This is a genomic window from Gimesia aquarii, assembly GCF_007748195.1.
GTDB lineage: Bacteria > Planctomycetota > Planctomycetia > Planctomycetales > Planctomycetaceae > Gimesia > Gimesia aquarii.
Map to the genome: position 1 here is coordinate 714,493 of NZ_CP037920.1, position 25,376 is coordinate 739,868.

The window sequence follows — 25,376 nt, forward strand, 5'->3', positions numbered from 1 at the left end:
TGCTACTATACTGTGAATACAAGATCATTAATTCTTGAATGATTAAGTCATTGGTGGCACGAAGCCATTTTTTTGAAACAGAATGGAAAATGATTCAATTTGTGCCTCGCTTTGACTACAAAAAAAGGGGGATCTGTGTAAAATAGCCGCGAAATCTTGGGTATTTGTGCTTCCATGCCTAAAATGGAAATAGCAAGGATGCGTGTGTATTGCGGGCAGCATCCAGATAGCTTAATAAACCTCTTCAAGCGAGTTTTTCTGAAAAACTCGTTATTTTCAGGTTCATAATTCAATGATTACAATTAAAAAAGGGTTGGATCTGCCTATTTCGGGTGAGCCTTCCGCTCTGATCGAACAGGGGCCAGAAATTCGATCGATTGCTCTGATTGGTCCTGATTATATTGGCATGAAGCCCACATTGGCTGTTGAAATCGGTGATACGGTCAAAAAAGGTCAGATGCTTTTCAGCGACAAAAAAACGGAAGGTGTGATATATACTTCTCCAGTTGGCGGGAAAGTAACGGAAATCAATCGAGGTGCCAAACGCGCCTTTCAGAGTATGGTGCTTGAAGTCCAGGGAACTGATGAAGAAACATTTGCCTCTTATGGTGATGAAGAACTGGCGAATCTGACACGCGAACAAGTTCAAGAGAACTTGTTGAATTCTGGTTTGTGGTCAAGTTTGAGAACACGCCCCTTTAGTCGTGTGCCTGCTCCGGGATCAATACCACATTCTATTTTTGTGACTGCGATCGATACAAATCCCTTAGCACCACCTCCGGAAGTCATTCTTAGTGAAGAACCTCGCGCTTTCTCACAGGGATTGCAGTTATTGAAGACTTTAACCGACGGAAAGCTATTTCTTTGCAAGGCGCCGGGAACAAATTTACCTGGTTGCGATCTTGATTTTGTTACAGTTGAGGAATTTGGCGGTCCGCATCCCGCGGGGCTCGTGGGGACACATGTTCATTTTCTTGATCCGGTCAGCGAGAAAAAAACAGTTTGGAATATCAATTATCAAGACGTGATTGCCATCGGCAAGTTGTTTACTACAGGTAAGCTCTCCGTAGAACGTGTTATTTCGATTGCGGGTCCTGCGGTTAAAAGTCCAAAGTTAGTGAAAACGATTCTGGGGGCCAGTCTCGCTGACTTGACAGATGGAAATCTTGAAGAAGGCGAAAATCGGTTAGTTTCGGGTTCAGCGCTTTCGGGGCGGACTGGCGAAGGTCCTTTTGCATATTTAGGCCGTTATGCCTCGCAGGTAACGGGATTAAAAGAGGGCAATCATCGCGACTTTCTCGGATGGATGGGACCTGGTTTCAATAAGTTCTCTGTCGTTCCGGTATTTATTTCTTCCTGGTTGGGACAGGGGAAAAAGTTCCCTTTTACCACTTCCACAGAAGGTAGTAAACGGGCCATGATTCCGATTGGAACTTATGAAAAAGTCATGCCGTTGGATATTTTACCTACGTTCCTGTTGCGTGCCTTGATTACCGAAGATACAGAACAGGCAAAAGAGTTGGGATGCCTGGAACTTGATGAAGAAGACTTATCGTTATGCACCTTTGTGTGTCCCGGGAAATATAACTACGGATCACTATTGCGTAAAAACCTGACAAAGATAGAAATTGAAGGTTAATTTTATAGATGTTCTCCCTCTTTGAAATAGGGAGATTTTTTAAATACGATGCGTTCAACTGTGCTGTCATTAGCCTGATAGATAAAAGTTGTTAGCCCTGATTTTCATCTTCAAACAAGTTTGTTTCAGATGATAACCGATATAAGTTAAAGTCGACAATTACTTGGCTTACCATGTATCGGAAGGGCATCACACAAGAAAGATAAACTACGAAATGAAGCCGTTACGAAATCTTCTTGATAAGGTGCACCCTCTTTTTGATAAAGGAGGGAAGTTCGAGAAGCTTTACCCACTTTATGAGGCGAATGATACATTCCTCTATACTCCGGGTGAAGTGACAAATGAAGCTTCTCATGTGCGTGATTCGATTGACCTGAAACGCATGATGAGCATGGTGATCGTGGCTTTGCTTCCCTGTGTCTTCATGGCTCTTTACAATACCGGTTATCAAGCCAACGCTGCGATGAGTACCATGGGCATAGAATCTGTTCCTGGTTGGCGCGGAACTGTAATGGCCTCTCTGGGAGTCATCCCGGATGCTAACAGCATGCTTTCTAACCTGTTACATGGTGCGCTTTACTTCTTCCCAGTCTACATCGTATGTATGGCCGTTGGTGGGATGTGGGAAGGCCTCTTTTGCATCATCCGACGTCATGAAATCAATGAAGGCTTCCTCGTAACTGGGATGCTCTTTCCCTTATCGCTGCCACCCACAATTCCACTTTGGCAAGTCGCCATAGGAATCTCGTTTGGAGTTGTGGTTGGTAAAGAAATATTTGGGGGGACTGGTAAGAACTTTTTGAATCCAGCGTTAACCGCTCGTGCATTTCTTTATTTCGCTTATCCCGCTCAGATTGTGGGTGATACTGTCTGGACTGCCGTGGATGGCTTCAGTGGTGCTACTTCACTCGGTCAGTTAGCTGTCGCAAGTCCTGAAGTTGGAATGAAATCCATAACGAACCCTGTCGCCGACGGTGGTTTGGGGATTAGCTGGATGCAGGCCTTTATGGGGCAGATTCAAGGATCGATGGGAGAGACCTCGACCTTTGCTTGCCTGTTAGGTGCTATCTTTCTGATACTGGCAGGCATTGGTTCCTGGCGGGTGATGGCAGGAGTTTTGGCCGGATCGATGGGGCTTTCTGTTCTGCTTTGGTTAATTGGCAGTAACACAAATGCGATGTTCTCGATGCCACCTCAATGGCATTTAGTTGTAGGAGGGCTGGCCTTTGGTCTGGTCTATATGGCCACAGATCCGGTTTCAGCAGCGATGACTGATACAGGGCGATGGGTCTATGGAATTTTAATTGGTGGAATGACGATCCTGATTCGGGTCATCAATCCAGCGTATCCAGAGGGGATTATGTTGGCAATTTTGTTTGGAAATGTCTTCGCGCCTCTGATTGACTTCTATGTGGTTCAAGCAAACATTAAAAGAAGGTTGGCGCGAAATGTCGCGTGATTCAATTGGTTTCACATTTATGGTGTCGGCTGCGTTATGCGTAGTCTGTTCAATTCTCGTATCCGGTGCTGCTGTAGGTTTACGCAGTCGTCAGGATTTGAATAAAGAGAATGAGCGTAAGAAAAATATCCTTTCCGCAGCAGGATTGATCAATCCCGATGCTGCTGCTAATGAGATCAGTAAAGTTTACGATGAGCGGGTCAAGGGTATCATCGTGGATCTCAACACAGGAAAAGTTGTTACCGATGATAAGGAATTATTTCCTAATCCTCAGGAGTACGATCAAAAAGCGGCGGCTGATAACCCAAAGATGAGTATGGAAATCCCTTCGGCTGAAGATTTAGCTGGAATCAAACGCCGCGAGAATTATTCCTGGGTCTATTTGATCAACGACGAAAATGGCAAGCTGTCGCAGTACGTGCTTCCCGTCAGAGGAAAAGGACTCTGGTCGACTTTATGGGGGTTCCTGGCTTTAGATACCAATTTAAACACAATAGCCGGCTTGACGTTTTACGAACATGGGGAAACACCTGGATTAGGTGGAGAAGTTGATAATCCCAAATGGAAAGCACTTTGGAAAGGCAAAGAAGCCTACGGCAAAGACTTCGAACCTGAGATTGAAGTTATTAAGGGGACAGTGGTTCCAGATTCTAAGAATGCCATACATGAAGTGGATGGACTCTCCGGGGCAACGATTACCTCACGTGGTGTGACCCACCTACTGGATTTCTGGCTTGGAAATTTAGGATTTAGACCTTATCTCGAAAGTATTCGAGAACAGGGAGAAAAATAGAATGAATTCAAAACAAAAAGAGGTTCTGACAGGACCGATTTTCAATAATAACCCCATTGCTTTACAAATTCTCGGAATTTGTTCTGCTTTGGCTGTAACCACCAAAATGGAGACAGCACTCGTTATGAGTATCGCAGTGATTTTGGTGACTGCCTGCTCCAATGCCGCGGTGGCTTCTATCAGATTACAGATTCCTAGCAGCATTCGAATTATCGTCCAAATGACAATTATTGCTTCGTTGGTGATCCTGGTAGATCAGTTTCTAAAGGCATTCGCATTTGGAATCAGCAAACAGCTTTCAGTATTTGTAGGGTTGATTATCACCAACTGTATTGTGATGGGGCGCGCAGAAGGTTTTGCTATGAAAAATGAGCCCGGTATCAGTTTTCTGGATGGGCTGGGAAATGGTTTAGGTTATAGCCTCATTTTAATGATCGTGGCCTTCTTTCGGGAACTGTTTGGATCAGGCAGCTTATTTGGAATCCCATTATTAAAACTAAGTCGCGATGGTGGTTGGTATGAGGCCAATGGTTTGATGTTATTACCTCCGAGCGCGTTTTTTATTATCGGTATTTTCATTTGGATTTTGAGAGTTTGGAAAACCGATCAAATGGAGGAGGCATAACATGTTTGAACATTATCTGAGCCTGTTTATAAAATGCTTGTTCATTGAGAATCTGGCTTTGGCTTTCTTTTTGGGAATGTGTACCTTTTTGGCCGTTTCCAAGAATGTTAAAACCGCCATTGGTTTGGGGATTGCTGTTATCGTGATTCAGACGATTACAGTACCCGTAAATAATGTGATCTATCAACACCTCCTGAAAAAAGGAGCTTTAGCCTGGGCTGGATATCCCAATGTAGATCTTACATTTGTGGGATTGATCTGCTATATCGGCGTGATAGCTGCCATGGTTCAGATTCTGGAAATGACTTTGGATCGGTTTTTTCCTGCTTTGTATAACACGTTGGGAATTTTCCTGCCTTTGATTACTGTAAACTGTGCGATTTTGGGAGGCACATTGTTCATGGTCGAACGTGATTATAACTTCCCTGAAAGTTGTGTTTTCGGCTTTGGATCAGGTGTAGGCTGGGCTCTAGCGATTATGGCATTGGCTGGAATTCGCGAAAAAATGAAGTACAGCGATGTCCCACTCGGATTACAGGGATTAGGGATCACATTCATTACCGTAGGATTGATGGCGATGGCCTTCATGGCGTTTTCTGGAATCCAATTATAAGTCTTTTAACTACTTCTATTTTTTAGAGCGGTCAACGTTTTATCATGGTTATAGAAATTCTGTTCGGCGTTGTTATGTTTACGGGCATTGTCATAGCCCTGGTTGCCATCATCTTGGTTGCAAAGTCGAAACTGGTTGCCTCTGGTAATGTCACAATCACGGTTAACGAACAGAAGCAGATTGAAGTCCCCGTTGGTGGTAAATTACTGAACGCACTTGCCGAAAATCAGATTTTCGTCTCTTCGGCCTGTGGTGGTGGTGGAACTTGTGCTCAATGTGAAGTCAAAGTTCTGGAAGGTGGAGGAGATATCTTACCGACGGAACGTTCCCATTTTAATAATCGGGAAGTACGCGAAGGCTGTCGTTTATCCTGTCAGGTGCCTGTAAAGAGCAGTATGGAAATCGAAGTCCCACCAGAGGTCTTCGAAACTAAGAAGTGGGTTTGTAAAGTCAGATCCAACGACAACGTTGCAACCTTTATTAAAGAACTTGTTCTCGAATTGCCTGCTGGTGAAGATGTGGACTTCAAGGCGGGCGGATTTATTCAGATTGAAGCACCGCCACACCATATTAAATATAGTGACTTCGATATTCCTGAAGAATACAAGGAAGACTGGGATAATTTCAACTTATGGCGATTTGAATCTAAAGTAGATGAAGAAGTAATTCGCGCCTATTCCATGGCCAATTACCCGGGGGAAAAGGGAATCATCATGCTGAATGTGCGTGTTGCGTCTCCACCTCCCCGTTCACCAGAAGGCACACCTCCTGGTAAAATGTCTTCCTATATCTTCGACTTAAAACCGGGTGATGAAGTTACGATCTCCGGTCCGTATGGAGAATTTTTCATCCAGGAAACAGAGGCGGAAATGATCTATATCGGTGGGGGAGCCGGTATGGCTCCTCTACGATCACATATCTATGAGCTCTTCAAAGAACGTGAAACGAACCGAAAAGTGTCGTATTGGTACGGTGCTCGTAGCTTACGGGAAATGTTTTACGAAGATGAGTTCCGAGCTCTCGAAGAGAAGTTCCCCAATTTCAAAATGCACGTTGCCTTGTCTGATCCGGTTCCAGAAGACAACTGGGATGGTCTACAAGGTTTTATTCACCAAGTGTTATTGGATGAGTATTTAAGTAAACATCCTGCACCCGAGGACTGTGAATACTATATCTGTGGACCTCCAATGATGTTGTCTGCCGTTCGGAATATGCTGGATGACTTAGGAGTCGAGCCTGAGAATATCCGCTATGATGACTTTGGCTAGTCGCCGCCACAAACTGTTTCTGCGCGTTGCCGTTTTACTGCTGTTGATCTTTCCTGCCACGGCATGTCAAACTGACCAGTCTGATTCTACTGCAGACTCACTGAGTAAGCAGCAGTTTCAGGGCCCCACAATGGGGACGTCTTACCATATCACGATCTGCACTATGCCTGTGGATCAGGTTAATGCCGATCTGCTTAAACAAGAAGTAGATCAACTTTTAGAAAACGTCAACGCTCAGATGTCAACTTACATCGAGACATCTGAGTTATCCCGATTCAATCAATCGCAATCCGATCAATGGTTTGAAGTTTCTCCATCGGTATTAAAAGTCGTTGAAGCAGGCCTCAACTTAAGTAAAGAGAGTGCAGGCGCCTTTGATATGACGGTAGGTCCTCTAGTCAACCTGTGGCACTTTGGTCCCGTTCCAGGTAAAAAAGCATTACCAGAATCCACTCAGATATTAGCGACGAAAAAGAAAGTGGGTTATCAGTACATTGAATTACAACATGATGAAGCTGCGTTGAAGAAGTTAATACCCAATGTCTACCTTGACCTCTCGGCAATTGCAAAAGGGTACGCTGTAGATATTGTTGCAAAATATCTTGACTCACAATTCATCGAAAACTATCTGGTCGAAATTGGTGGGGAGATGCGGGCTAAAGGTGTGAATCAAAAACAAGTTCCCTGGAAAGTGGGAATTGAAAAACCAATTAGTGAAACACGCACAATCCAAAAAGTTGTTCCACTTTCCAATCTGTCGATGGCTACTTCGGGCAATTATCGTAATTTTTTTGAAGTGGATGGTAAAACGTTTTCTCATACCATTGATCCCCGTACAGGTTATCCTGTGGAACATTCTCTGGCCTCTGTCACGGTTGTCGGAGAAACTTGTATGAACTGTGATGCACTTGCAACATGCCTGATGGTATTAGGCCCCGATGAGGGGTATAATTGGGCTAAAGAGCGGAAGATCGCTGCTTACTTTATTGTAAAAGAGGAAAATGGTTTTACAGAACGATATTCCCCACGCTGGCAGAAATTGTTGGGAGAGGAAAACGAATCATGATGGCCACAATCTTGCTTGCACTTGGTATTTTTGTCCTTGCTTTCCTGGGAATGGCAGTGGGTGTCATCGTCAGTAATCGTTGTATCAAAGGGTCCTGTGGGGGCTTGTCTAATCTTGAAGGAGTTGAAGGTTGCTCACACTGTGGCGGTTGCTCTGTTTCTGATCAACAACAGAGACAAGGTGATGAAGTGACTGCAGCTAATTCATGTTCTGTTGACCAAGAAAATTAGTCTCTTGGACGAAACTGGAAAATACTATTTTTCGGTCAGTCTTTTGTTATCATCAAATGATCAATTGCCATCGATCTTACCTGTAGCTTTTTCGAGAGAATTCATTCTGATGATGTTTCGATGTTGAAAAGTTGGCCAGAAATTTTCAATATTTCTGCTAGTAGTTCGAATAAGATATGAGACAATGAAGGCGGTATATTATTCTTCAAGAGTGAAGAAACTTGTGAAAGAATAGCACCAACATTTAAGCTCTAATTTTCAGTGCATTCGCTATCAAGAGGAGATTTGTGATGGAATCAGATGAGAATCAAGCCGAACCAGTTCATGTTTCTACCGAAGAGGAAACAGGGGAACAGCCGCGGGCTGAGCATGATAAAAAAAGTGATTCATCAGGAGTGAATACTTCGATTGAGCGATTACGATCCGAATTCGACAAATTGCTGGGAGTTGCCGTTGAACAAGGGGAACGCGCATTGGATAAGCTCGGTTTATTTGGAAGTGAGTCAGTTTGGATACCCCGCGTAGATATTCTCGAACTAGAAGAGCAATTTCAAGTTCAGTTTGATTTACCAGGCGTAGCAGCTGAGGAAATCAATATCACTCTGGCTGGAAATATGCTAACGATTGCAGGCACACGAAATACGGGAACAATCACGACGTCCGGCCAAACCGTTCGATTGAGTGAACGACCTGCAGGGCAGTTTCGACGGTCTGTTCCCATGCCTGTTGCCGTCGATCCAGATAAGGTTACCGCGTCGGTACAGAATGGTATTTTGAACGTTTTACTAGATAAGTCTGCTACAGAAAAGCCTCGGCAGATTCCGATCAAAACTGGCTCCGAAGCTGGTGTTTCCTCTTAGCTTGCAGGTTTTTGTCCTGGTAATCGCTCTAAAAATTCAACTGATGTAACTGCGACTCGAATTTTTCTGTTTTCTCGTTTCAGTCACTATTGGCCTCTATTACGAGCATAAATCGGACATAGAGGTTGCTATTGACCTATTTTGAGAGATCGGCGATATTTGCCTCTCACAAAAGAGAGCTGGGGATTTCCATTGATGCAATTAGCGTTTATGTACCATTTCTAGCCTCTTTCAACGGTTTTTTGAATTTCTGATCTCATTGTTACGCCAGGGAAGGCTACTTTGATGCGATTATTCAAACGTGGATTAGCATGTCTAACCATTATCGGTTATCTGGGTGTTTTAATGTTTGGCATCTTTTGCCACACCTTTTCCTATAGAACAGCCCAGCATCCCGCTATGTATTATATTGTCTGGGATATGTTCTGCGGCTGGTCTGCTTATTCGATTCGCACCCACATCGTTGGGGAAGGGGTAAGCGGGAAATATTATGAATTGTCACCGGGGCCGTGGGGAGATTATAAACCCTATGGTGATTTGGGGCGACGGCATTACGATACGACCGGTGATGCCTGGTTGAGAATGGCAATGAATACACTCGATAAAACCGAGCATGAGCCCATGCTTCGAATTTTGTGTATTGAGGAAGCCTGGTGTAAGAAATATAACTTACCGGATTCTGTCTGGGACAAGCGTTATGAAGAGCCCAAGGATTTTAAAAATTATTATCGTTTACGCAAAGTAATTACACCGGAGGGCATTGTCGCGCAAACTTATGTGCCCTGGCTGACCAGACAGCGATTTTTACAAATCAATGATAATCCTCGGTTGACTGCAGATATGAGTCGAGGGCGTCCTTTTTTTGCTGGAACAGTGGGTAGTCGTATTGAGCCCCAGGGACCGCAACATGATCCCGACGTTCCCATTCATCTCGCTTCGCCCGTGGGGAATTAAGAACGATTTACTTTCGGTTTGTTGTTTTACAACTTCAGTTGGTTTTTGAGTCGTCAGATCAAACAGGATTTCAAGCATGGATGCTAAAGAATTGATTCCAACGCAACAAAATTCCATTCGGAATCGCTTTCATCGATTCTTTTTTGCAAAAGAAATACCCTTTGGATTGGCCATTGTACGCATATTAGTTCCTCTCATCTTATTTGGAACTGTGTGTACCAGATGGAGGTATTCAAGAGAATTGTTTTCAAGCGATGGAGCTCCAGCTCCCCTGGCAGATATCTTTCGCTATTATGATTTTCTTCCAGTCCTTCCAGGCAGTGTTGTTGTTGGACTATTTGCAGCACTGGGATTTTTTCTGATTTGTAGCAGCATTGGCTGGATGACCCGATTTTCCCTGATCGCTTCTGTCGTGCTATATACATATTTCTGTTTCATGGATTGTATCAGTATGGCAACGAAGTATTCTGTCATTGCTTCACATGTCTTGTTTTTACTTTCCCTATCCAATTGTGGTGCCATCTGGTCAGTTGATAGTTGGTTGAAAGGGAGGCGACAAAACCGATCGTTACCACAGTATACAAAATATGAACTTCCTCGATTTGAGATATGGCCACAAAGACTGATGCAGATTCTTATTGGGGTGGTTTATTTTGGAGCTGCTATGACAAAGCTTCATACTCCTGGATATCTCGAAGGAGACCAAATCAGTTATTGGGCAATGTCACGCTATAATAATCCACATCCTATGGGGGATTTCCTGACGATGTATCCCATCGTCTTTTCAGTCATGTCTTACGTTGCACTTGTCTGGGAAATCGTGTTTGTGTTTATCGTCTGGCAAAAGTGGGGCCGAATTGTTGGATTAGGTTTGGGAGCGGCTTTTCACATCGGAACGCTGTTTTCACTTGGATTATATATCTTCCCTATGATTTCGATTTCAATTTATTTTTGTTTTCTTACGGAAAAGGATGTTCGATGGTTATCGGCTCAGTTCCGTCGTTTCTATCGCCAAGGTGTTTGGTTGGCACAGTATTTCTTTAAGTTGAATGCCAGGATTGAAAGTTTACGTCCGCACCATGTTACAGCTTGGAAGTCATCGGCTGCTTGGGGAGCAGGGATTGTTGTTGTTCTGTTCCTGAGTATTTATGTGGAAGACCGACTGGACCTATATGGCCTTAGACGAGCTGAAGGCCGAATGACGTTGCATGAAGTTGCCCCTGAATTAATAGAAGAAATGTTGGTACCAGAACAAGTGATGAGACAAAAAGACAAATTTCTCAGTGTTGATGTCGGAACACGGATGGTGGGGGGATGGCTCACAGATCGTAAATCGGAATTCATGGTTGGGGATTTAATACTCGTGCAATGCTGTCTGAATCCTCCTCACGAAGACATCTGGATTGATTGTCATTTCTGTGAAGAGAATGGACGAATTGTTACCCGGGTTGGACAAATCGTTCCGCGCGAGAACTTACGATATACTTTTCAGATTTACGCGCCTGAGATCTTAGCTCCGGGTAACTATTATGTTTCCATCAAATCAAAAGGCAAAGAAATGATGCGACGTTCAATTACGTTGCTTCCCAAACTTTCGGCAGTCGCAAACTGATCAGGCGATATTATTCTGATCCAGATTGGAAAGATGTGTGGATTATAACGACAGGCAATTTAAAACCGACATATCTTTGCCAAGCTACCAAAAGTCCTTAATAGCCATAACAGTTTTCACTGATAATGTGCGGCATGAATATGTACTACTCATATTGATTCCAGCATTCTAAATGGTAGTTCAGTCAATCACTTTGTCGATATCCTGAGTAAGCTATTTTACGTATCAGGAATTTGCAAAGGACTGCAATGGCGAAGCTGTATTACGATTTTTTCGGTGTTTTGAGTGAAAGAAGTCGTCAGAAGCAAGTTAGATTTGCTGATTTTGCCGTTAGGCTAATTTTTTTCGCTTGTTTACTCTTCTCTTTTTCAAGTTGTTCACATTTCGAGCAATATGCTGAAAAAGAATCAGGCATCGTATCTCCCCAGCCTCCGCTCGCCGCAAAAACCACCGCAAGAAAAACAAAAGCTCCCAATGATTCTGGTAAACTGCCAGCAATTGAACTGGTGGAATCTGAATGGCAGGAATTCGACGAAACCCAGGATACACGGTCCTCAGAGTCACAAATTGAGCGAGTTGCTTTGAATACCCCTTTAGTCCCGCCTGATTCTACAAAAGAAAAAGGGACAACTTGGAGTTCGGGGAAGAAAAGTTACTCACTAACAGAGTTGGAATTGATGGCCAGCGAATATAATCCAACGTTGGCTCAGGCATCTGCTGTCGTCGGTAAAGCATGTGGTATTCAAACGCAAGTTGGTAAACGACCTAATCCAATTGTGGGATATTTTGGTGACGAAATTGGTGATCAGGGAACAGCGGGTCGACAGGGAGCTTTTATCTCCCAGACGTTCATTACAGGTGATAAACTCAGACTAAATGAACTCGTTGCAGAAAAAGACGTTCAGGAAACGTCGTGGCAGTATGAAGCTCAGCGGATGCGAGTTAAGAACGATGTCAGTTCACGCTATTACGAAACCTTAGGCGCGCAACGAAGAATTGAACTAGCGAACGAATTGCTTAAAGTCGCTGAAGACGGACTAAAAGTGACTCAGCAACTATTTAAAGCGCAACAGGCGAGTCGGGCAGATATCTTACAATCGAAAATTCAGCTCAATGAAGTGCAGATCATTCAGCAAAATGCGGTTTTGGCTTTTGAAGCATCCTGGAAACGATTGGTGAATATCATTGGACTACCTGATCTGGTGCAGGGCCGATTAACGGGAAACCTGGAAGAACAGTTTTCTCCCATTTCAGATTGGGACATTGTTTATAACGAATTAGTGAGCAAGAGTCCGGAGTTGCAAGCAGCCTACTATCGTGTTCAACGCGCGTGGTCTCAAATCGAAAGACAACAGGTACAGGCAAAACCAAACCTACAAACACAAGTGGGAATCGGACACGATTATCAAACAGGGAGTGAAATCGTAAATGCACAATTAGGCGTGTTTTTGCCGATATTTAATCAGAATGAAGGTAACATCGCAATTGCATCTTCTGACTATCATCGTGCACTAAAAGATGCAGAACGGATCGAGTTAAACTTGCGTGATCGATTGACATCGGTCTATCGAAATCATCAGCAGGCTGCCCAGCAGGTTAACCGTTTTCAGAAAGAGATCTTACCTTCCGCAAAAGAAAACCTGGAATTAACAAATGAAGGTTATCGTCAGGGAGAATTTGAATTCTTACGCGTTTTGACAGCACGTCGTACTTTTTTTGAGGCAACACAGTCATATGTCTCGTCACTCATTGCACTGCGACAGGCAGAGATAGGAATCTCCGGTCTTCTTCTCACAGGTGGACTCAATGCGGTACCTGATATAAGCCAGGGAGCAGGTGGAACAACCCAACGTGGACAGGCTTTGAATGGTCAGTAAACCCTAGTCGATTAATCTTTGGGTAACGAGTGTCTACTTTTTTGTGCTGAATAGATCAGCTTTTCGCGCATATTAGTAAGTACAGCTTCCAATTCTTGATCTATAAGACTCGAGCAAGGATACCCATCGTATTCCCTTGTGAAAAAGCAGTCTTGGTACAAACGAGTCCAAGGTTATCGCTAGCATAAATTCTGCTATGAATACGATATTTATAGCACGGACTCTCGAGATTTCTTCATAAATCCTAAGTACATAGATAATTTAATCTGTCTACCCGTTCCTTCTAATTAGAAGCAATACTGCCCGTGGTGCGGAGTCACATCTAAGTAGTACTAATTATTCTGAAAACACTCAATTGCAAATTCGTGCATGGAATCTGGAAAAACGCTTCGATCCGTTTTGAGTCGTTCGAGAATTGTCGTTCAGTCGTCTTCTTACTGTGGGCCAAGGACGAGACTCGGAGAACCCTGTTTGAAATACAGATTGACAGAAATTTTTATTTTTTTCGCAATTTCCCCAGTCTCACTTACGTCCAATCTTTCAGACAATGAACGAAAAAAACTATACTGGTTTCTATAAACTCTGAATTTAACGCTTTTTACGCGATCGCCCTGTTTGCCATCTATTCTCAACCAGATAACAGGGTATTGGACAATGTACAAAAGGTGGGTAGTATGCAATATCTAAGATTGGCACCTCGTTTTTCCCTTTTTTTGTTTGTAGCAACTACCTTACTTGGACTACCTGAATTCACGCGTGGTCAGACACCAGTTGATGCTGGTAAGCCTGTTCTCAGTACGAAAGACAAAGCACCCGAAAAGGAAAATGAATGGGACCATCTGATATATATCCCCTTTAAAAACATTAAGGACGTTTTCAACAAGTCAGAAGCGACCATTTTTATGCCGTATTTGGAGTATTTAAAACTCTGGTCCCAGTCAGCAGGCATCGGCACTGAAGGTGGTATCAACTTTCCTGTCAAAGCGGTCGTAACAAGTTCTTCTTACACTGGCACGGTTGAAGAAAACGTAGCGCGTATTCAATGTGATTTAACGATTCAAGTGATAGGGGATCCTTGGGTAGAAGTTCCATTACGTTTTGGAAAAGCTGCAATTGGAAAGGTCAGCTCTACGAATTCGAAAGTTTTTTTGCGGGGCACTGGAAATGGAAGTTATGCACTATTGCTCTCTGAAAAAGGAGAGCATCGGGTGCAGATTGAACTATTAACGCGTGTAAAAAATTCGCCCGAAGGACACAGTTTTCAGTTTGAGTGTCCAACGGTTGGGGTTACAACCTTGGAACTAAAGATTCCTGAAGCAGATCAAACTGTGAAGATTACCCCCCAACTGGTGCGGCTGCCAATTAAGTCACCTCAAGATGCCACTTTGGTTAAGTCGACATTGGGAGCAACCAATCAGATTACAGTGCTCTGGTATCCTCGTGAAAGCACAAAGCCAGAAATGGACTTGCTGGCTAGTGTCGAGAATTCTACATTGGTTTCAATTCGAGATGGTTTAGTCCATACAGAATCATTATTAAAATATGAGGTCCTCAGAGGGGATATGCAAAGTGCACGGATTGCAGTTCCTCTCAAAGATCGTATTTTGGATCTTTCTTCCTCCAACACCAAAATTAAAAGCTGGGAAATAGAGAAAACAGATAACAAACAAATCATTGCAGTTGAATTCCTCAATAAGTTGCAAAATGGTGCGCTGATTCAAGTGAATACGGAAAAAGATATTCCAGATGAGCCATTTAACATTCTCGGCTTATCGGAGACAGCAACGAGTGGAATTCATGCACTCGATGTTATCAGAGAGAGCGGCCAGATTGCTATTGTCCCCGGAGAAAGTATGACGTTTTCTGTTACTAATACAGAAGGTGTCACTCGCAGTGAAGTTGCAAGTATTCCCAAGAGTATTCAAAGACCCAACGCCGTTTATTATCGTTTTTTCAATCCCTCAGCAAAACTGCAGATCAGTATACAGCCACTCAAACCTCGTATTTTTGTAAATCAGTTGACCGAGTGTTTTTTCGGTGAAGATGAAATTCGAGTGCGAGCACAACTAGACTATGACATTCAACGAGCGGGTATTTTTTCGTTTCAGTTAAAAGTTCCAGAAAAATTGGTCATTGATTCTGTAAATGTGGCTGGCCTGAAAGAATATAATTTTGATAAGAAAACGCGGCAGTTAACGGTTGCCTTGCTGCAAAAATATCAGGGGAAATTGAAACTACAGATTCGTGCGCATCAGGATTTCAATAAAGGATCGCAAGAATCAAAAGTCAATGTTCCATTACCGGAGCCAATCAACGTTGAGCGGGAGACAGGTCAAGTTGCCATTTATGCTCCCGAGTCAATGGAGTTGATTATTAGAAATCAGGATGTCGTTGGTGCGCAGCCTGCCACGTATTCGAACCCAAGAATTACCAAGACTTCATTAGCTTCTGCTTGGGATTATAATCGTCGTCCAGTTGAGATTCCGGTTCAGATTCAAATTAAGCCAACACGACTGGTCGCAGATGTTGCAACCAGTATCGAAGTCAAAGAACAAATTGCCGAAGTACTCAGCAGAATTGATTATCAGGTTCAATATGCCGGAGTGGATACTTTTCGTTTCGCTGTTCCTGAAGCAATTGCTGATCTGATCCAGATTCGATCTTTATCACCGGCTCCAGCACCATCCATCAAGCAGAAAAGTCGTGCTGAAAAAGCGGTTGAAGGTTGGGTTGTCTGGACTGTAACAACGCAGAGAAATGTCCAAGGCCGTTATTCACTCGAAGTACGTTATGACATTACATCAGGTTTGTTAGCATCTGCGGCAAAGCCAGATTCTGAAGCAGAGAATACAGACAAAGAAAAGAATGAAGCATCAAAAGCGGAAACAGGAGATATGTTGCTGGATAAGATCGCTTTACAACCATTGAAAGTATTAGGGTTAGAAAAAACGAATGAGAATCAGCGTTCGCGCGATGTTCCTCTGGCAAGGGTTTACGGTGAAATTGCAGTTCAGAAGTCGAGAACGCTTTCTGTTTCGACTTCAAATCTGGAAGAGCAACTGGATCCAATTGACATCCGCGAATTGAAATTATTACCGAAGGAAGGTTTTTTAGCGTTTCGTTATTTTAGTCAACCGGTAAGTCTGGAACTCATATCTACGAGACACAAAATTCAGGAAGTCGTAGAAACGATTATTATGAAATCTCTGGTTGAGGTTGTTGTGACTAAAGAAGGGCGTTCAACTTATCGTTGTCGTTATTTGATGAAATCAAGTGAAAGACAGCAATTAAAAGTGGCTTTGCCAGAAAATATGGAACCGTTAAGTATTACTGTAGCCGGTCAACCAGTTCCTTTGGAAAAAGATGAGCAAAGTCAAAGTGAAGATGGTTGGTCAACGTTTTTTATTAACGTTGCCCGAGACCAGTCTTCAGATCAACCTTTTTTGATCACCTTATTATTTACAAAATCTGTTCCCAGGATTACAGAATCATTTGGTGGTAATTTAAAATTGCCCTTGCCACTTTTTGGTGGAATCGATGGTGAAAATGTTGTCGTTCAGCAATTGAAAACAGCAATTTGGGTACCTGATCAGTATACCTTGGTTGGTGTGGCTGATGAATTTGAGCCCGATGACCAGGTTTTTATATCTGGAATCATTCCTGGGAGAGGGGGGATTCAGGCATCAGGAACCGATTTTGATTCTTGGATTGGGGCTTCCGGAGGAGCCTTGGTGGATTTTCCCACTGAAGGCCGTGTGTTTTCTTATACGCGATTGGGAGACAGTCCTGAAATCAGTGTTTCCTGGTGGAAGCTTTCCTTTTCTACCTGGGTCTTGAGTGGTGCCCTAATTGCGATTGCCTTCGTCATGCGAAAAAAGACTTGGGAAAATAAGCTCGCTCTGTTGATCTTTTTAATATTTATACTTGCGATTTACTCAATAACTGATGCAGACAAAGTGCTGGTTGGTGTTTATGCCGCGCGTTTTGGAATTGTCGCAATGCTTAGCCTCTGGATTTTGTATGCTTTCGCAGGATTGCGGGCTGGAAAGAAACTTTCGTCAGGTGCAGTAATCCAACATAGTTCCAATATAGATGGCAGTGGTCATTCAGCCGCTGTGATTCCACCTCCGGGTATATTTGATGAATTTATGCAAAATCAATCTGGTAAAAAATAGTCCAGTAAATATTGGTAAGACCTGACCTTGCATATATGTGGCGTTGTTGAGTGTTTTAAAAGACTAACTGTGAGCGACTAACTTCAATGGGGTTCGCCATGATTTCGAATTCGACAAATTCTTCAGAACATAAAACGATTCCCCGGCAGCGTATTCGGTATAAAAGAGGTTTGCTGTTCTGGTCAGTCTGTTGGTTGAGTATGTCTGTCTGCATGAATTCAGTTTTGCAGCAGACTGGGTTGGCGCAGAAGCCCGTTGCTCACAAAGAAGCCTCCAATTCTGATCAGAAAAAATGGCCGAAGACGGCTGTTTATATCCCCGTCGATGAGTTAGATGCATTGTTGATGCGCGATCGTAGTGGTGTGCTCTTACCACGTACCCAATATGAGGCATTAAAAAAACAAGCTAAAGTTAACTCTGACGGTATTGTTCTCCCGAATTCGAACATCATCATTCATGACGCTACTTATCAAGCAACGGTCTCTGATCGCCAATTAATGATCGAAGCAACGATTTCAATTCAACAGTTTCAACAAAAACTAACTGTAGTCAATCTACCCTTGCATGGTTTGGCGGTGGAATCTGCTATGTTAGATCAACAGCCAGCAATGATCGCACGTTCGTCAGGAAAAATTGATTTACTTCAGTTATTCAGTCAACAACAAGGTGAACATCAACTTGTAATAAAATTGTCGGCTCCACTGAATTCTGTTGGCAGCGATCAAGTTGCGCAGTTTCGACTCTTGCCAAACGTAGCCAGCCGCTTCAAATTGGAAATGCCTTCAAATCAATATTTGATCGTAAATGATTTAAAGTTGAAACCATCTACTAAGAACAAAAAAACGGGTTATGAATTTCCAATTGGCGGTACTGGACAAGTCAATTTAAAGATAACAGAACAAACACATGAACAGACTAACGATTCGTTGGTTTTTGCCCGAAGTGCAATTGGTGTGTCGGTGAGTCCAGGGAAAGTCGCCTGGCAGGCGCAGACGGCATTGAGTATCTATGGGCAATCACTTGATCAAATCATTTTTAGTGTTCCTCAGTTTCTGGAAATTGTGAGTGTGGAATCAACGGGACTTGAATCTTGGGAATTAAACGATAGTGTTAAAGACCAGCAGAGAACCGAAATCACTTTGAACTATCGCCAACCGATTGAAGGTGAGCGGCAAATTATCTGTCGTGGCGTCATGACTACAAAAACGGATCAAGCGTGGAACGTTCCAGACCTCCATATTGAAAAAGTGAATTCCCATGTTGGTTCAGTTTTAATTCGATATCCTTATGGAGTTCGTTTACAAGTTGAAAATACCGATAGTGTAAGACGCCGTGTTATTAAAAATTCAGCAAATATGAAAAAGGCAACTGAACGTTCGGTGAATAGCCCAGGGATGGACTTTGATTTCTGGCAGCAGATGTTTGACATAACCTTAGTGACACAGGAAAAACGGTCCGAAGTTCAGATGGCGGCTTCAACAATTGTTGAAATCAATGAGCAGGGTCTGAATTTGCAATTAGTGACGACTGTGGAAAGTTTGTTTGCGCCACTCTTCGAATTTCAAATGCATATTCCCGCTGAATGGACAATCCTCGGAGCGACCATACAAAACCAGAATGCCAATTGGAAAGAATCATCCAGAGAAGCAGGTAGCAAATTGATTCGGCTACCATTCGTCAAAGCATTACCTGCGAATACTGAAGCTAAAGTTGTGATTCTCGCTCATCGTGATCTGGAAAACTGGCCTCCTGATTCTGGTAGTCAATTACTGGAATTACCCAAAATTGAATTACCCCAGGCGAAAATATTGGAAGGGTCTATCATCATTAATGCTGACAGTGATTGGGATCTGGTTCCCAGCGGATTGACGAATTTAGAGCCGATGCAGGAACGAATTTCTAAAATGCGTTTTGGGTATCAGTATCAGGACAATAACTATAAAGGGAGTTTGACAGTTTCTCGAAAGCCGCTTCAGTTAGCTGCACATCACCTACAATATGTAAGACTAGACCAAACTACCTTTTTCTCTCATTTTGAAACGACTCTCAATGTGGAGCGGGGTAGCTATCGAAAATTAATGGTAGCACTTCCGGAGAATGTCGGAACCGATCTTCAGTTTCGACTAATGAAAACAGACGGAAAAATCATCGAACAAGTGGCTGATAAACCACAGAATGGCCTGCGCGTCTGGACTCTCAAAATGGACCGACGTTTAAGCGGGAAGCAAATTTTAGTTGTCACAATAGAACAGCCTCGAAAAGAAGGCGAGATTGTCACTATCCCTCAATTACAAATCATGTCCGCCGATAGACAATATGGTGAGGTCGCTTTTGAAGCTGAAGGGGATCAGCGTTTGAGAATCCAAACAATAGGCCTGCGAGGACAACCTTTAACGTCAATTGACGCAGCTGAACTACAATTACCTGTATCGTATTGGTCTCGTGAACGGATTGTGGCAGCGTATCGATTTGTTGGAGTTGGTCATCAAATTCAAGCTGAAGAAACTCGCTTCAAACAAACGGTTGTACCTACAGCAATAGCACATCAGCTTGCTCTAAAAAGTTTACTGGGACATGCGGGTGAAGTCCAAAACGAAGTATTACTCTCATTTTCTGCTGTTGGGATCCAATCTTTGAAAGTCGCTTTACCAGATCAGGCTCTCTTATTGTCTGCTCTGGTAGATGGAATTCCTGTGGAAGTTCGTAATACGGGCAAGGCTTTTATCATTCCGGTTGCCTCCGGTAGTCAAAGTGCTGGGACTCGTACTTTGAAGTTATTGTATGATGTGAATCAAAGGCCTTTAGATCAAACACAACAGTTTTCTCAGTCACCACCTCAGGTTGCTGTTGTAGATGGAGCGGGACAGACTCAACCTTTGGAAATTTTAAATCAATCATGGTCTGTACTTTATCCAGATGAGCTTTTAATCACAGAAAGTAAAGGAGACTTCATACCTGCCAAACCGTTAGTCCGACCTGGCATGCTGGAGAGTATTCGTCGGCAACTTTCCCTTCTCTCGCCGCGCCAAATGGTAGGCAGGTTTTTCATGCTCTTCTTTATTTGCATAGCGATTTTGATTTGTACCTACTGTTTTCGTAGAGGGGGTATCTCTGGTATGGCATTTCTGATCGGCGGGTTCTGTGTGTTGTTTCTGATGATTTTATTATTAATGCCGGCATTAAATTCGAAACGTGCATTGGTTAGAATTTCTTCATCACGAAATCTGCAGGAGCAACCAGGGCAAGCCGCCGCTGCATATAGTTCTGATGATGGCTCAGAAACTGATGGTTATTATCTTAAAGACAAAATGGAAATGATTCCGAATGTTCAAGATGGGATCGAAACCGAGAGTATGGGCCGATCGCGAGTTAGTGGAGTGACGGAAAGAGCTGAGAAAGCACTGGGGCTCAAGCGGAATCAACCACAGTTGGCTGCACCAATGGACCAACCTTCTCTGGCAAAAAGTCCTCAAGGTGTGAGAAGTCATGCCATCAGTGGTGTTCCTAAATCACAACTTCCAGAACCATCTGCGTCTATTGAGATAGAGGGGAAACTCGGTGGACTTGGTGGGGGTGCATTACCTGCTGCAGAGACTCCTGCTGCACCGAAAGAGCAGTCGAAAAATGACTTCGTTGCCGGATTTGAATCACCGTTGCCTGCAAGAACATTAGGCGGGCGTTTGTCTGTTGTTGCGCCATTACCAGAACCAGTTGGGTTCCACTCATTGGCATTCCAATATTATGGAGCACCTCGGCAAGAACCATTGTCTCTTAGCATTTCATTACAGCAGTTACAACGAAGTAGGCGATTTTGCCTGGCTGTGATTGCAGGTCTGCTTTGGCTGAGTTGGTTATTTCGAGGGATTTCCTGTAGACGAAAGCTGGCACTGGTAATCTTTGGGATTTTACTTCCTGTTACCTGTAGCGCGCTTGTCTCAGTCCAGTATCAATCGTTACTGGATGGTGTCTTTTGGGGATCAATCCTTGCTAGTATTCTGTGGAGCCTCGAGTGGTTCTATCAGCGGCTTCGGTCTGAGATTAAAGCGCTCCTACATTCGACTGATAAACAGGCAACCGTTACATCGTTGATTTTGTTGGGATCTTTCTTATGTAGTCCAGAAGCTGTTTTTGCACAGAATAAACCTGTAGTAGAGCCCAAACTGCCTCAGAACCTGGTGATTCCCTATGAAGTGGGGAAAGATCCCTTGAGTTCGCAGCGGATCTTTCTCTCACGTGAAGAGTTTATCAAGCTCTGGAATGAAGCCCACCCTGATCAACGGATGAATCAAGAGTCTGAATCAGGGGGTGTTATTAGCCAGGCACTTTACTCGGCTAAGGTTAAGGCGGGAGCAGAAGCGGGACAAGCAATTGTGCATGTGAAGGGCCGACTGGTAATCCACACAATTGGTAATCAACCGGCGACGCTACCACTTCCTCTGGGAGAAGCAGCAATCAGTAGCGCACTTCTGGACGGGAAATCGGCGACAATTTTAGTTCGTCAAGCCAAAGCCAAAAAAACAAGGTTAGAAAACGTTTACTCTATCATGATCTCTAAGCCAGGCTTACATCTGTTGGACCTGGAATTTGATCTTCCTGCACGGCAGACGGGAGTCACTGGCAGCTTCCGAATTAGTTTGCAACCGGTTGCCAGCGGAAGATTCACTCTGGAACTTTCTGACAAAGACTCACAAATCAGCATCACAGGTTCGAGAGCCTCTTATCGAAAGCAGACGCTTTCAGGAAAAACAACATTGGAACTTCCCATCGATCAGGGAGGCACAATCCAATTTGCCTGGAGACCTGCGGAAGAACGTGGAGCAATTCAAGGGATTGTGCAATGCAAGTCGACTCAGGCAACTGTTGTTCAAGATGCTGGTCTGGTGTTGCGCAACGAATATGATTACCGCGTTCGTCAAGGAGAAATAAATCAGGCCAGCTTGAAGATTTTTGAAGGTTTACGCATCCAGTCAATCTATGGACCAGATGTCGGAGGCTGGGAAATGGTTGGCACCGGAGAAGAACGCCGCGTTAAGGTTTTTTTACGACGAGATATTAAGGGTTCAACGAAAATCAATATCGTCGCCTTTCATCCGTTGTCAGTTAGCAAACAATCCCGTGTTGTTAATATACCTCAAATTGCACCTGAAAATATTACCAATGAAACAGGCACTGTCGGCGTGTATGCGGAATCACAATTTCAAATTCGTCCAGAGGAAATCGCTGGTGCAATTCAAATTGATGTTGGACAATTTAAAAACCCTGCGACGTCTTCACCTGCTTTGAAGGTTGCCGGTCAGGTCTTAAGACCGCAATGGGCTTATCGTTTTTCTCGACGTCCATTGACTTTTCGCTTTTCTGTTTCTCGTCGACAGCCTGAAAAACTGGCAGTGGCCGAACATGCGGTTTTAGTTTCTCCTCGAAAAATGAGCCTTTCCAGTCGAGTGAAGTATCAATTAAAGGGAACGCCTGAGTCAACATTTGTAATTGAACTCCCAGAAACGTACCTGATTTTAAACGTGAATGCTGAAGAATTGGATGACTGGTATGTCATTGAACAAAACGCTGATGATATGCGGGTTTTGGTTCTTGAATTTAAAGAATTGAAAACAAATCAAGTAGAAGTGGTCTTTGATGGCGTAATCCCTCGAAATGCAAACAAACTTGAAGCAGAAGTGATGATGCCGACACCCTTGGAAGTTTCATCTATACGTAGCGATCTCGCTATCTGGTGTGATGATTCTTTACTGGCAAGTGCGCCGGAATTAAAAGACTGGCGATCGATTTCACCTGAAGATTTATCAGCCGAACTAAAAGAGCAGCAACCTCGATTGCCTCAGTTTGCTTTCCGTTCTACAGCTGAATTACCAGAGTGGATCAATTTGGAATTGTCACCCGCTCGGCCGATGGTCACTGCTAATTCTCTGGTTATGACGACTGTAGGTAATGTTTCAGTGAGTTATACAGTAGGAATACGTTGGATGATTCAGGGCGCTGCCACCGATGTATTCTCGTTTACAACTCCCGCATGGCTGGGGGAACAGCTTGATTTTCGAGGAGAATCCATTCGTCAGGTAGATAAGAAAGTGATTGGTGGTGCTGTCGTCCAATGGACGATCTATTTGCAGGATTCCGTTGAAGGTTCGTACTTCATTACGGCCGAATCGACTTTGTCTCCCCCTGATTCCGGTAAAATTGAGATCCCACAAGTACGCGTAATGGATACCAGAGGCAATGTTGATCCTCAAACAACGGAATTAGAAACTCAACAACATTTTCTGATGCTCGTAAATCACTCATGGGCACGACTTTCTTTATTGAATCAAGACAGTATTGCCCCAGTTGAGCGTCAGGAAATGCCCTTAGTGATCAATGATTCTCTTGCGAATCAGGCGATGGAGTTAGCACGCATTATCCGCAACCGTAAACCACCGATTTATCAGATACAACAGTTTCAGGCAGATCAGGGAGCTGCCGCTGCAGTAAATCTGGCAGATTTGACCACTGTTTTGGCCAATGACGGAAGCTGGAAGACTCAGGCTGACTATCGAATACGAAATCGTTCGCGACAATTCTTGGCGATTCGACTTCCTGAAAAAACACAGGTTTTGAGTGCTTTTGTCAAAGGCAGACCAACGGCTCCCGTCCTGTTAAAACCTGATGCGCAAAACAAAGAGACTAAAAAAAATCTCATTTATCTAGTTGCCTTACCTAAGGCGAGTGCGGCTGATCTATCATTTTCGGTGAAGTTGATTATAGCAGGCCGTTTAGCACAACCATTGTCCCAAAGCACACTCCGATGGCAGGCACAACTAGTTGATATGCAGCCTCCGCAGGTTGTTGTCCCATCCGAAAATGCAGACTATGGAATTCCAGTGGCGCAGACCAAATGGACAGTGTATATTCCCAATGACTATACTGCGACAGCACTGCTGGACGATCCACGTACTAATATGATTCCTATCAAGAATAGTCGCTCTTACTCTTCCGGTGGTCTCGATATTTCCAATCTTGCCAAAGACGTTGACAATTTATACTCCGTCTATAGTGGTAGTAAGAGTAGTCGTGTTCGAAGTCGAGTGATCAAAAATCTCAAACGATTGGAAGAGGGATTGAAAAATAGGCCAAGTTCGGAAATGGGACAAGGACAACAAGGCCTGCAAATCAAGCAAAAGATTGGTGAAATTCAATTGAGAGAACAACAGCGTCAGGCACAGCAGGAAAAATTATTTGGTAATTCCAGAGATATGAATGGCGATGGGCAAGTTGATTTTGATTCCGATGAAACATTTAACCAGTTAGTAATTGGTAATAATGCAGCTTTATTTGAAGCGAATAAGGGAGTTACTTTTCAAAAAAATGTGAAGGGTAAAACAAAAACTTCCGCAGGGGATCTCTCCGGAAAGTCAAGACTTTCAAAAGAAAAAGCTGAATTAAGAGGCTTTTCTTTTCAAAGGGAATTAGACAAAAAAGGTGCCAAGAAGAAAGCCACCAGTAAGCCCGTTGACAGTCGCGCACTCAGGCGAAAGCAAAGTTTTGAAAATGCCGCTGGGCAAATCCAGTCCCCATTTGGTCTTCCTCAACAGCAAAGTGCAGAACCCAATGCTTCAACTCCCCGGTTCAATGATCAAGTTCGTTCTGAAAAGTTGTCTCAAAAAGGTAAAAGTGATCTTTGGATGCAGCTAAATGAAGTGGAAGAATCACTGGCAGATGCGAAATCTCCAAATCTGAGCTTTGGTAGTAATTTTTCTGGTTTAGAGCGTGAAGATATTCTTAACCGATCAATGGATACCGAAAGCCGTGGACAACAGGCAGGTTGGACACAGGCAGGGGGAATTTCTCTGAAGTTTAATCTCCCCATTCACGGCCACAAACTTGAGTTCACAAAAATCAACGGGCAGCCTAAGTTGGCACTTAGTTTACGATCTGAAAATACGTATGAAATTGGTTCTGCTGTACTTTGGACTTTGATTTGGGGGCTGATTTTGCTTGCATTGATCTGGTACGGATTTCGTTTTTCTCAGTCAGAGATTGCACAAGTTCGGTTAGGTGCCATACTGATTCTGATCGGTTTAGCTGGTTGGTTATTCCTCTCCGGAGTATTAGCAATTTTCGGCATGGTATTCTTTCTCACTGGCTCAATCTGTCTTGCCTACCGGTATGTGAGGCGAGCTACTTGAAATCGATGATGATTCTGTTGTATCTTGC

The 25,376-nt window shown here is 43.5% G+C and carries 14 protein-coding genes; all 14 read left to right on the forward strand.

Going from position 1 to position 25,376, the window contains the following annotated elements; genetic code table 11:
* Positions 1-292 precede the first annotated feature (292 nt).
* The 14 genes from V144x_RS02990 (at position 293) to V144x_RS03055 (ending at position 25,348) form a co-directional block, all read left to right on the forward strand.
* A complete protein-coding gene (locus V144x_RS02990) occupies positions 293-1,639 on the forward strand; it encodes a Na(+)-translocating NADH-quinone reductase subunit A (protein ID WP_144981169.1) in 1,347 nt (448 codons plus the stop codon).
* Positions 1,640-1,853: 214 nt separating this feature from the next.
* Positions 1,854-3,098, forward strand: coding sequence for an NADH:ubiquinone reductase (Na(+)-transporting) subunit B (locus V144x_RS02995; protein WP_144981172.1), 1,245 nt, complete (start codon positions 1,854-1,856; stop codon positions 3,096-3,098).
* On the forward strand, positions 3,088-3,891 hold the full coding sequence (locus V144x_RS03000; protein ID WP_144981175.1) for a Na(+)-translocating NADH-quinone reductase subunit C: 804 nt from the start codon (positions 3,088-3,090) through the stop codon (positions 3,889-3,891). Before V144x_RS02995 ends, V144x_RS03000 begins: the two co-directional genes overlap by 11 nt.
* A gap of 1 nt (position 3,892) precedes the next feature.
* The gene (locus V144x_RS03005; protein WP_144981178.1) at positions 3,893-4,516 is read left to right on the forward strand and encodes an NADH:ubiquinone reductase (Na(+)-transporting) subunit D; all 624 of its coding nucleotides are present in this window, start codon (positions 3,893-3,895) and stop codon (positions 4,514-4,516) included.
* A gap of 1 nt (position 4,517) precedes the next feature.
* Positions 4,518-5,129, forward strand: a complete 612-nt coding sequence (gene nqrE / locus V144x_RS03010) for an NADH:ubiquinone reductase (Na(+)-transporting) subunit E (protein ID WP_144981181.1) — start codon at positions 4,518-4,520, stop codon at positions 5,127-5,129.
* Between the two features lie 44 nt (positions 5,130-5,173).
* Positions 5,174-6,397 (forward strand): NADH:ubiquinone reductase (Na(+)-transporting) subunit F, encoded by a 1,224-nt coding sequence (gene nqrF / locus V144x_RS03015; protein WP_144981183.1) that lies wholly within the window; start codon positions 5,174-5,176, stop codon positions 6,395-6,397.
* Positions 6,381-7,463 carry an FAD:protein FMN transferase gene (locus tag V144x_RS03020; protein ID WP_232102696.1) on the forward strand — a complete coding sequence of 361 codons (1,083 nt, stop codon included), beginning with the start codon at positions 6,381-6,383 and terminating at the stop codon, positions 7,461-7,463. Before nqrF ends, V144x_RS03020 begins: the two co-directional genes overlap by 17 nt.
* Complete coding sequence (locus tag V144x_RS03025; protein ID WP_197998731.1) at positions 7,460-7,693, forward strand: (Na+)-NQR maturation NqrM; 234 nt, start codon at positions 7,460-7,462, stop codon at positions 7,691-7,693. Before V144x_RS03020 ends, V144x_RS03025 begins: the two co-directional genes overlap by 4 nt.
* 290 nt (positions 7,694-7,983) lie before the next feature.
* Positions 7,984-8,553: an Hsp20/alpha crystallin family protein gene (locus V144x_RS03030; protein ID WP_144981186.1), complete on the forward strand. Its 570-nt coding sequence runs from the start codon at positions 7,984-7,986 to the stop codon at positions 8,551-8,553.
* A gap of 285 nt (positions 8,554-8,838) precedes the next feature.
* Positions 8,839-9,507, forward strand: coding sequence for a hypothetical protein (locus V144x_RS03035; RefSeq protein WP_144981189.1), 669 nt, complete (start codon positions 8,839-8,841; stop codon positions 9,505-9,507).
* Between the two features lie 76 nt (positions 9,508-9,583).
* A complete protein-coding gene (locus V144x_RS03040; protein WP_144981192.1) occupies positions 9,584-11,119 on the forward strand; it encodes an HTTM domain-containing protein in 1,536 nt (511 codons plus the stop codon).
* Positions 11,120-11,367: 248 nt separating this feature from the next.
* A complete protein-coding gene (locus V144x_RS03045; protein ID WP_144981195.1) occupies positions 11,368-12,996 on the forward strand; it encodes a TolC family protein in 1,629 nt (542 codons plus the stop codon).
* 674 nt (positions 12,997-13,670) lie between these two features.
* Positions 13,671-17,171 (forward strand): prepilin peptidase, encoded by a 3,501-nt coding sequence (locus V144x_RS03050; RefSeq protein ID WP_144981198.1) that lies wholly within the window; start codon positions 13,671-13,673, stop codon positions 17,169-17,171.
* 98 nt (positions 17,172-17,269) lie between these two features.
* Positions 17,270-25,348 (forward strand): hypothetical protein, encoded by an 8,079-nt coding sequence (locus V144x_RS03055; protein ID WP_144981200.1) that lies wholly within the window; start codon positions 17,270-17,272, stop codon positions 25,346-25,348.
* Positions 25,349-25,376 lie beyond the last annotated feature (28 nt).

Bases quoted from the DNA above. Each gene is read 5' to 3' on its own strand.
- V144x_RS02990 (WP_144981169.1), top strand. From the start codon at position 293: ATGATTACAATTAAAAAAGGGTTGGATCTGCCTATTTCGGGTGAGCCT.
- V144x_RS03055 (WP_144981200.1), top strand. From the start codon at position 17,270: ATGATTTCGAATTCGACAAATTCTTCAGAACATAAAACGATTCCCCGG.
- V144x_RS03000 (WP_144981175.1), top strand. From the start codon at position 3,088: ATGTCGCGTGATTCAATTGGTTTCACATTTATGGTGTCGGCTGCGTTA.
- V144x_RS02995 (WP_144981172.1), top strand. From the start codon at position 1,854: ATGAAGCCGTTACGAAATCTTCTTGATAAGGTGCACCCTCTTTTTGAT.
- V144x_RS03025 (WP_197998731.1), top strand. From the start codon at position 7,460: ATGATGGCCACAATCTTGCTTGCACTTGGTATTTTTGTCCTTGCTTTC.
- nqrE (WP_144981181.1), top strand. From the start codon at position 4,518: ATGTTTGAACATTATCTGAGCCTGTTTATAAAATGCTTGTTCATTGAG.
- V144x_RS03020 (WP_232102696.1), top strand. From the start codon at position 6,381: ATGATGACTTTGGCTAGTCGCCGCCACAAACTGTTTCTGCGCGTTGCC.
- V144x_RS03050 (WP_144981198.1), top strand. From the start codon at position 13,671: ATGCAATATCTAAGATTGGCACCTCGTTTTTCCCTTTTTTTGTTTGTA.
- V144x_RS03040 (WP_144981192.1), top strand. From the start codon at position 9,584: ATGGATGCTAAAGAATTGATTCCAACGCAACAAAATTCCATTCGGAAT.
- V144x_RS03035 (WP_144981189.1), top strand. From the start codon at position 8,839: ATGCGATTATTCAAACGTGGATTAGCATGTCTAACCATTATCGGTTAT.
- V144x_RS03005 (WP_144981178.1), top strand. From the start codon at position 3,893: ATGAATTCAAAACAAAAAGAGGTTCTGACAGGACCGATTTTCAATAAT.
- V144x_RS03045 (WP_144981195.1), top strand. From the start codon at position 11,368: ATGGCGAAGCTGTATTACGATTTTTTCGGTGTTTTGAGTGAAAGAAGT.
- nqrF (WP_144981183.1), top strand. From the start codon at position 5,174: ATGGTTATAGAAATTCTGTTCGGCGTTGTTATGTTTACGGGCATTGTC.
- V144x_RS03030 (WP_144981186.1), top strand. From the start codon at position 7,984: ATGGAATCAGATGAGAATCAAGCCGAACCAGTTCATGTTTCTACCGAA.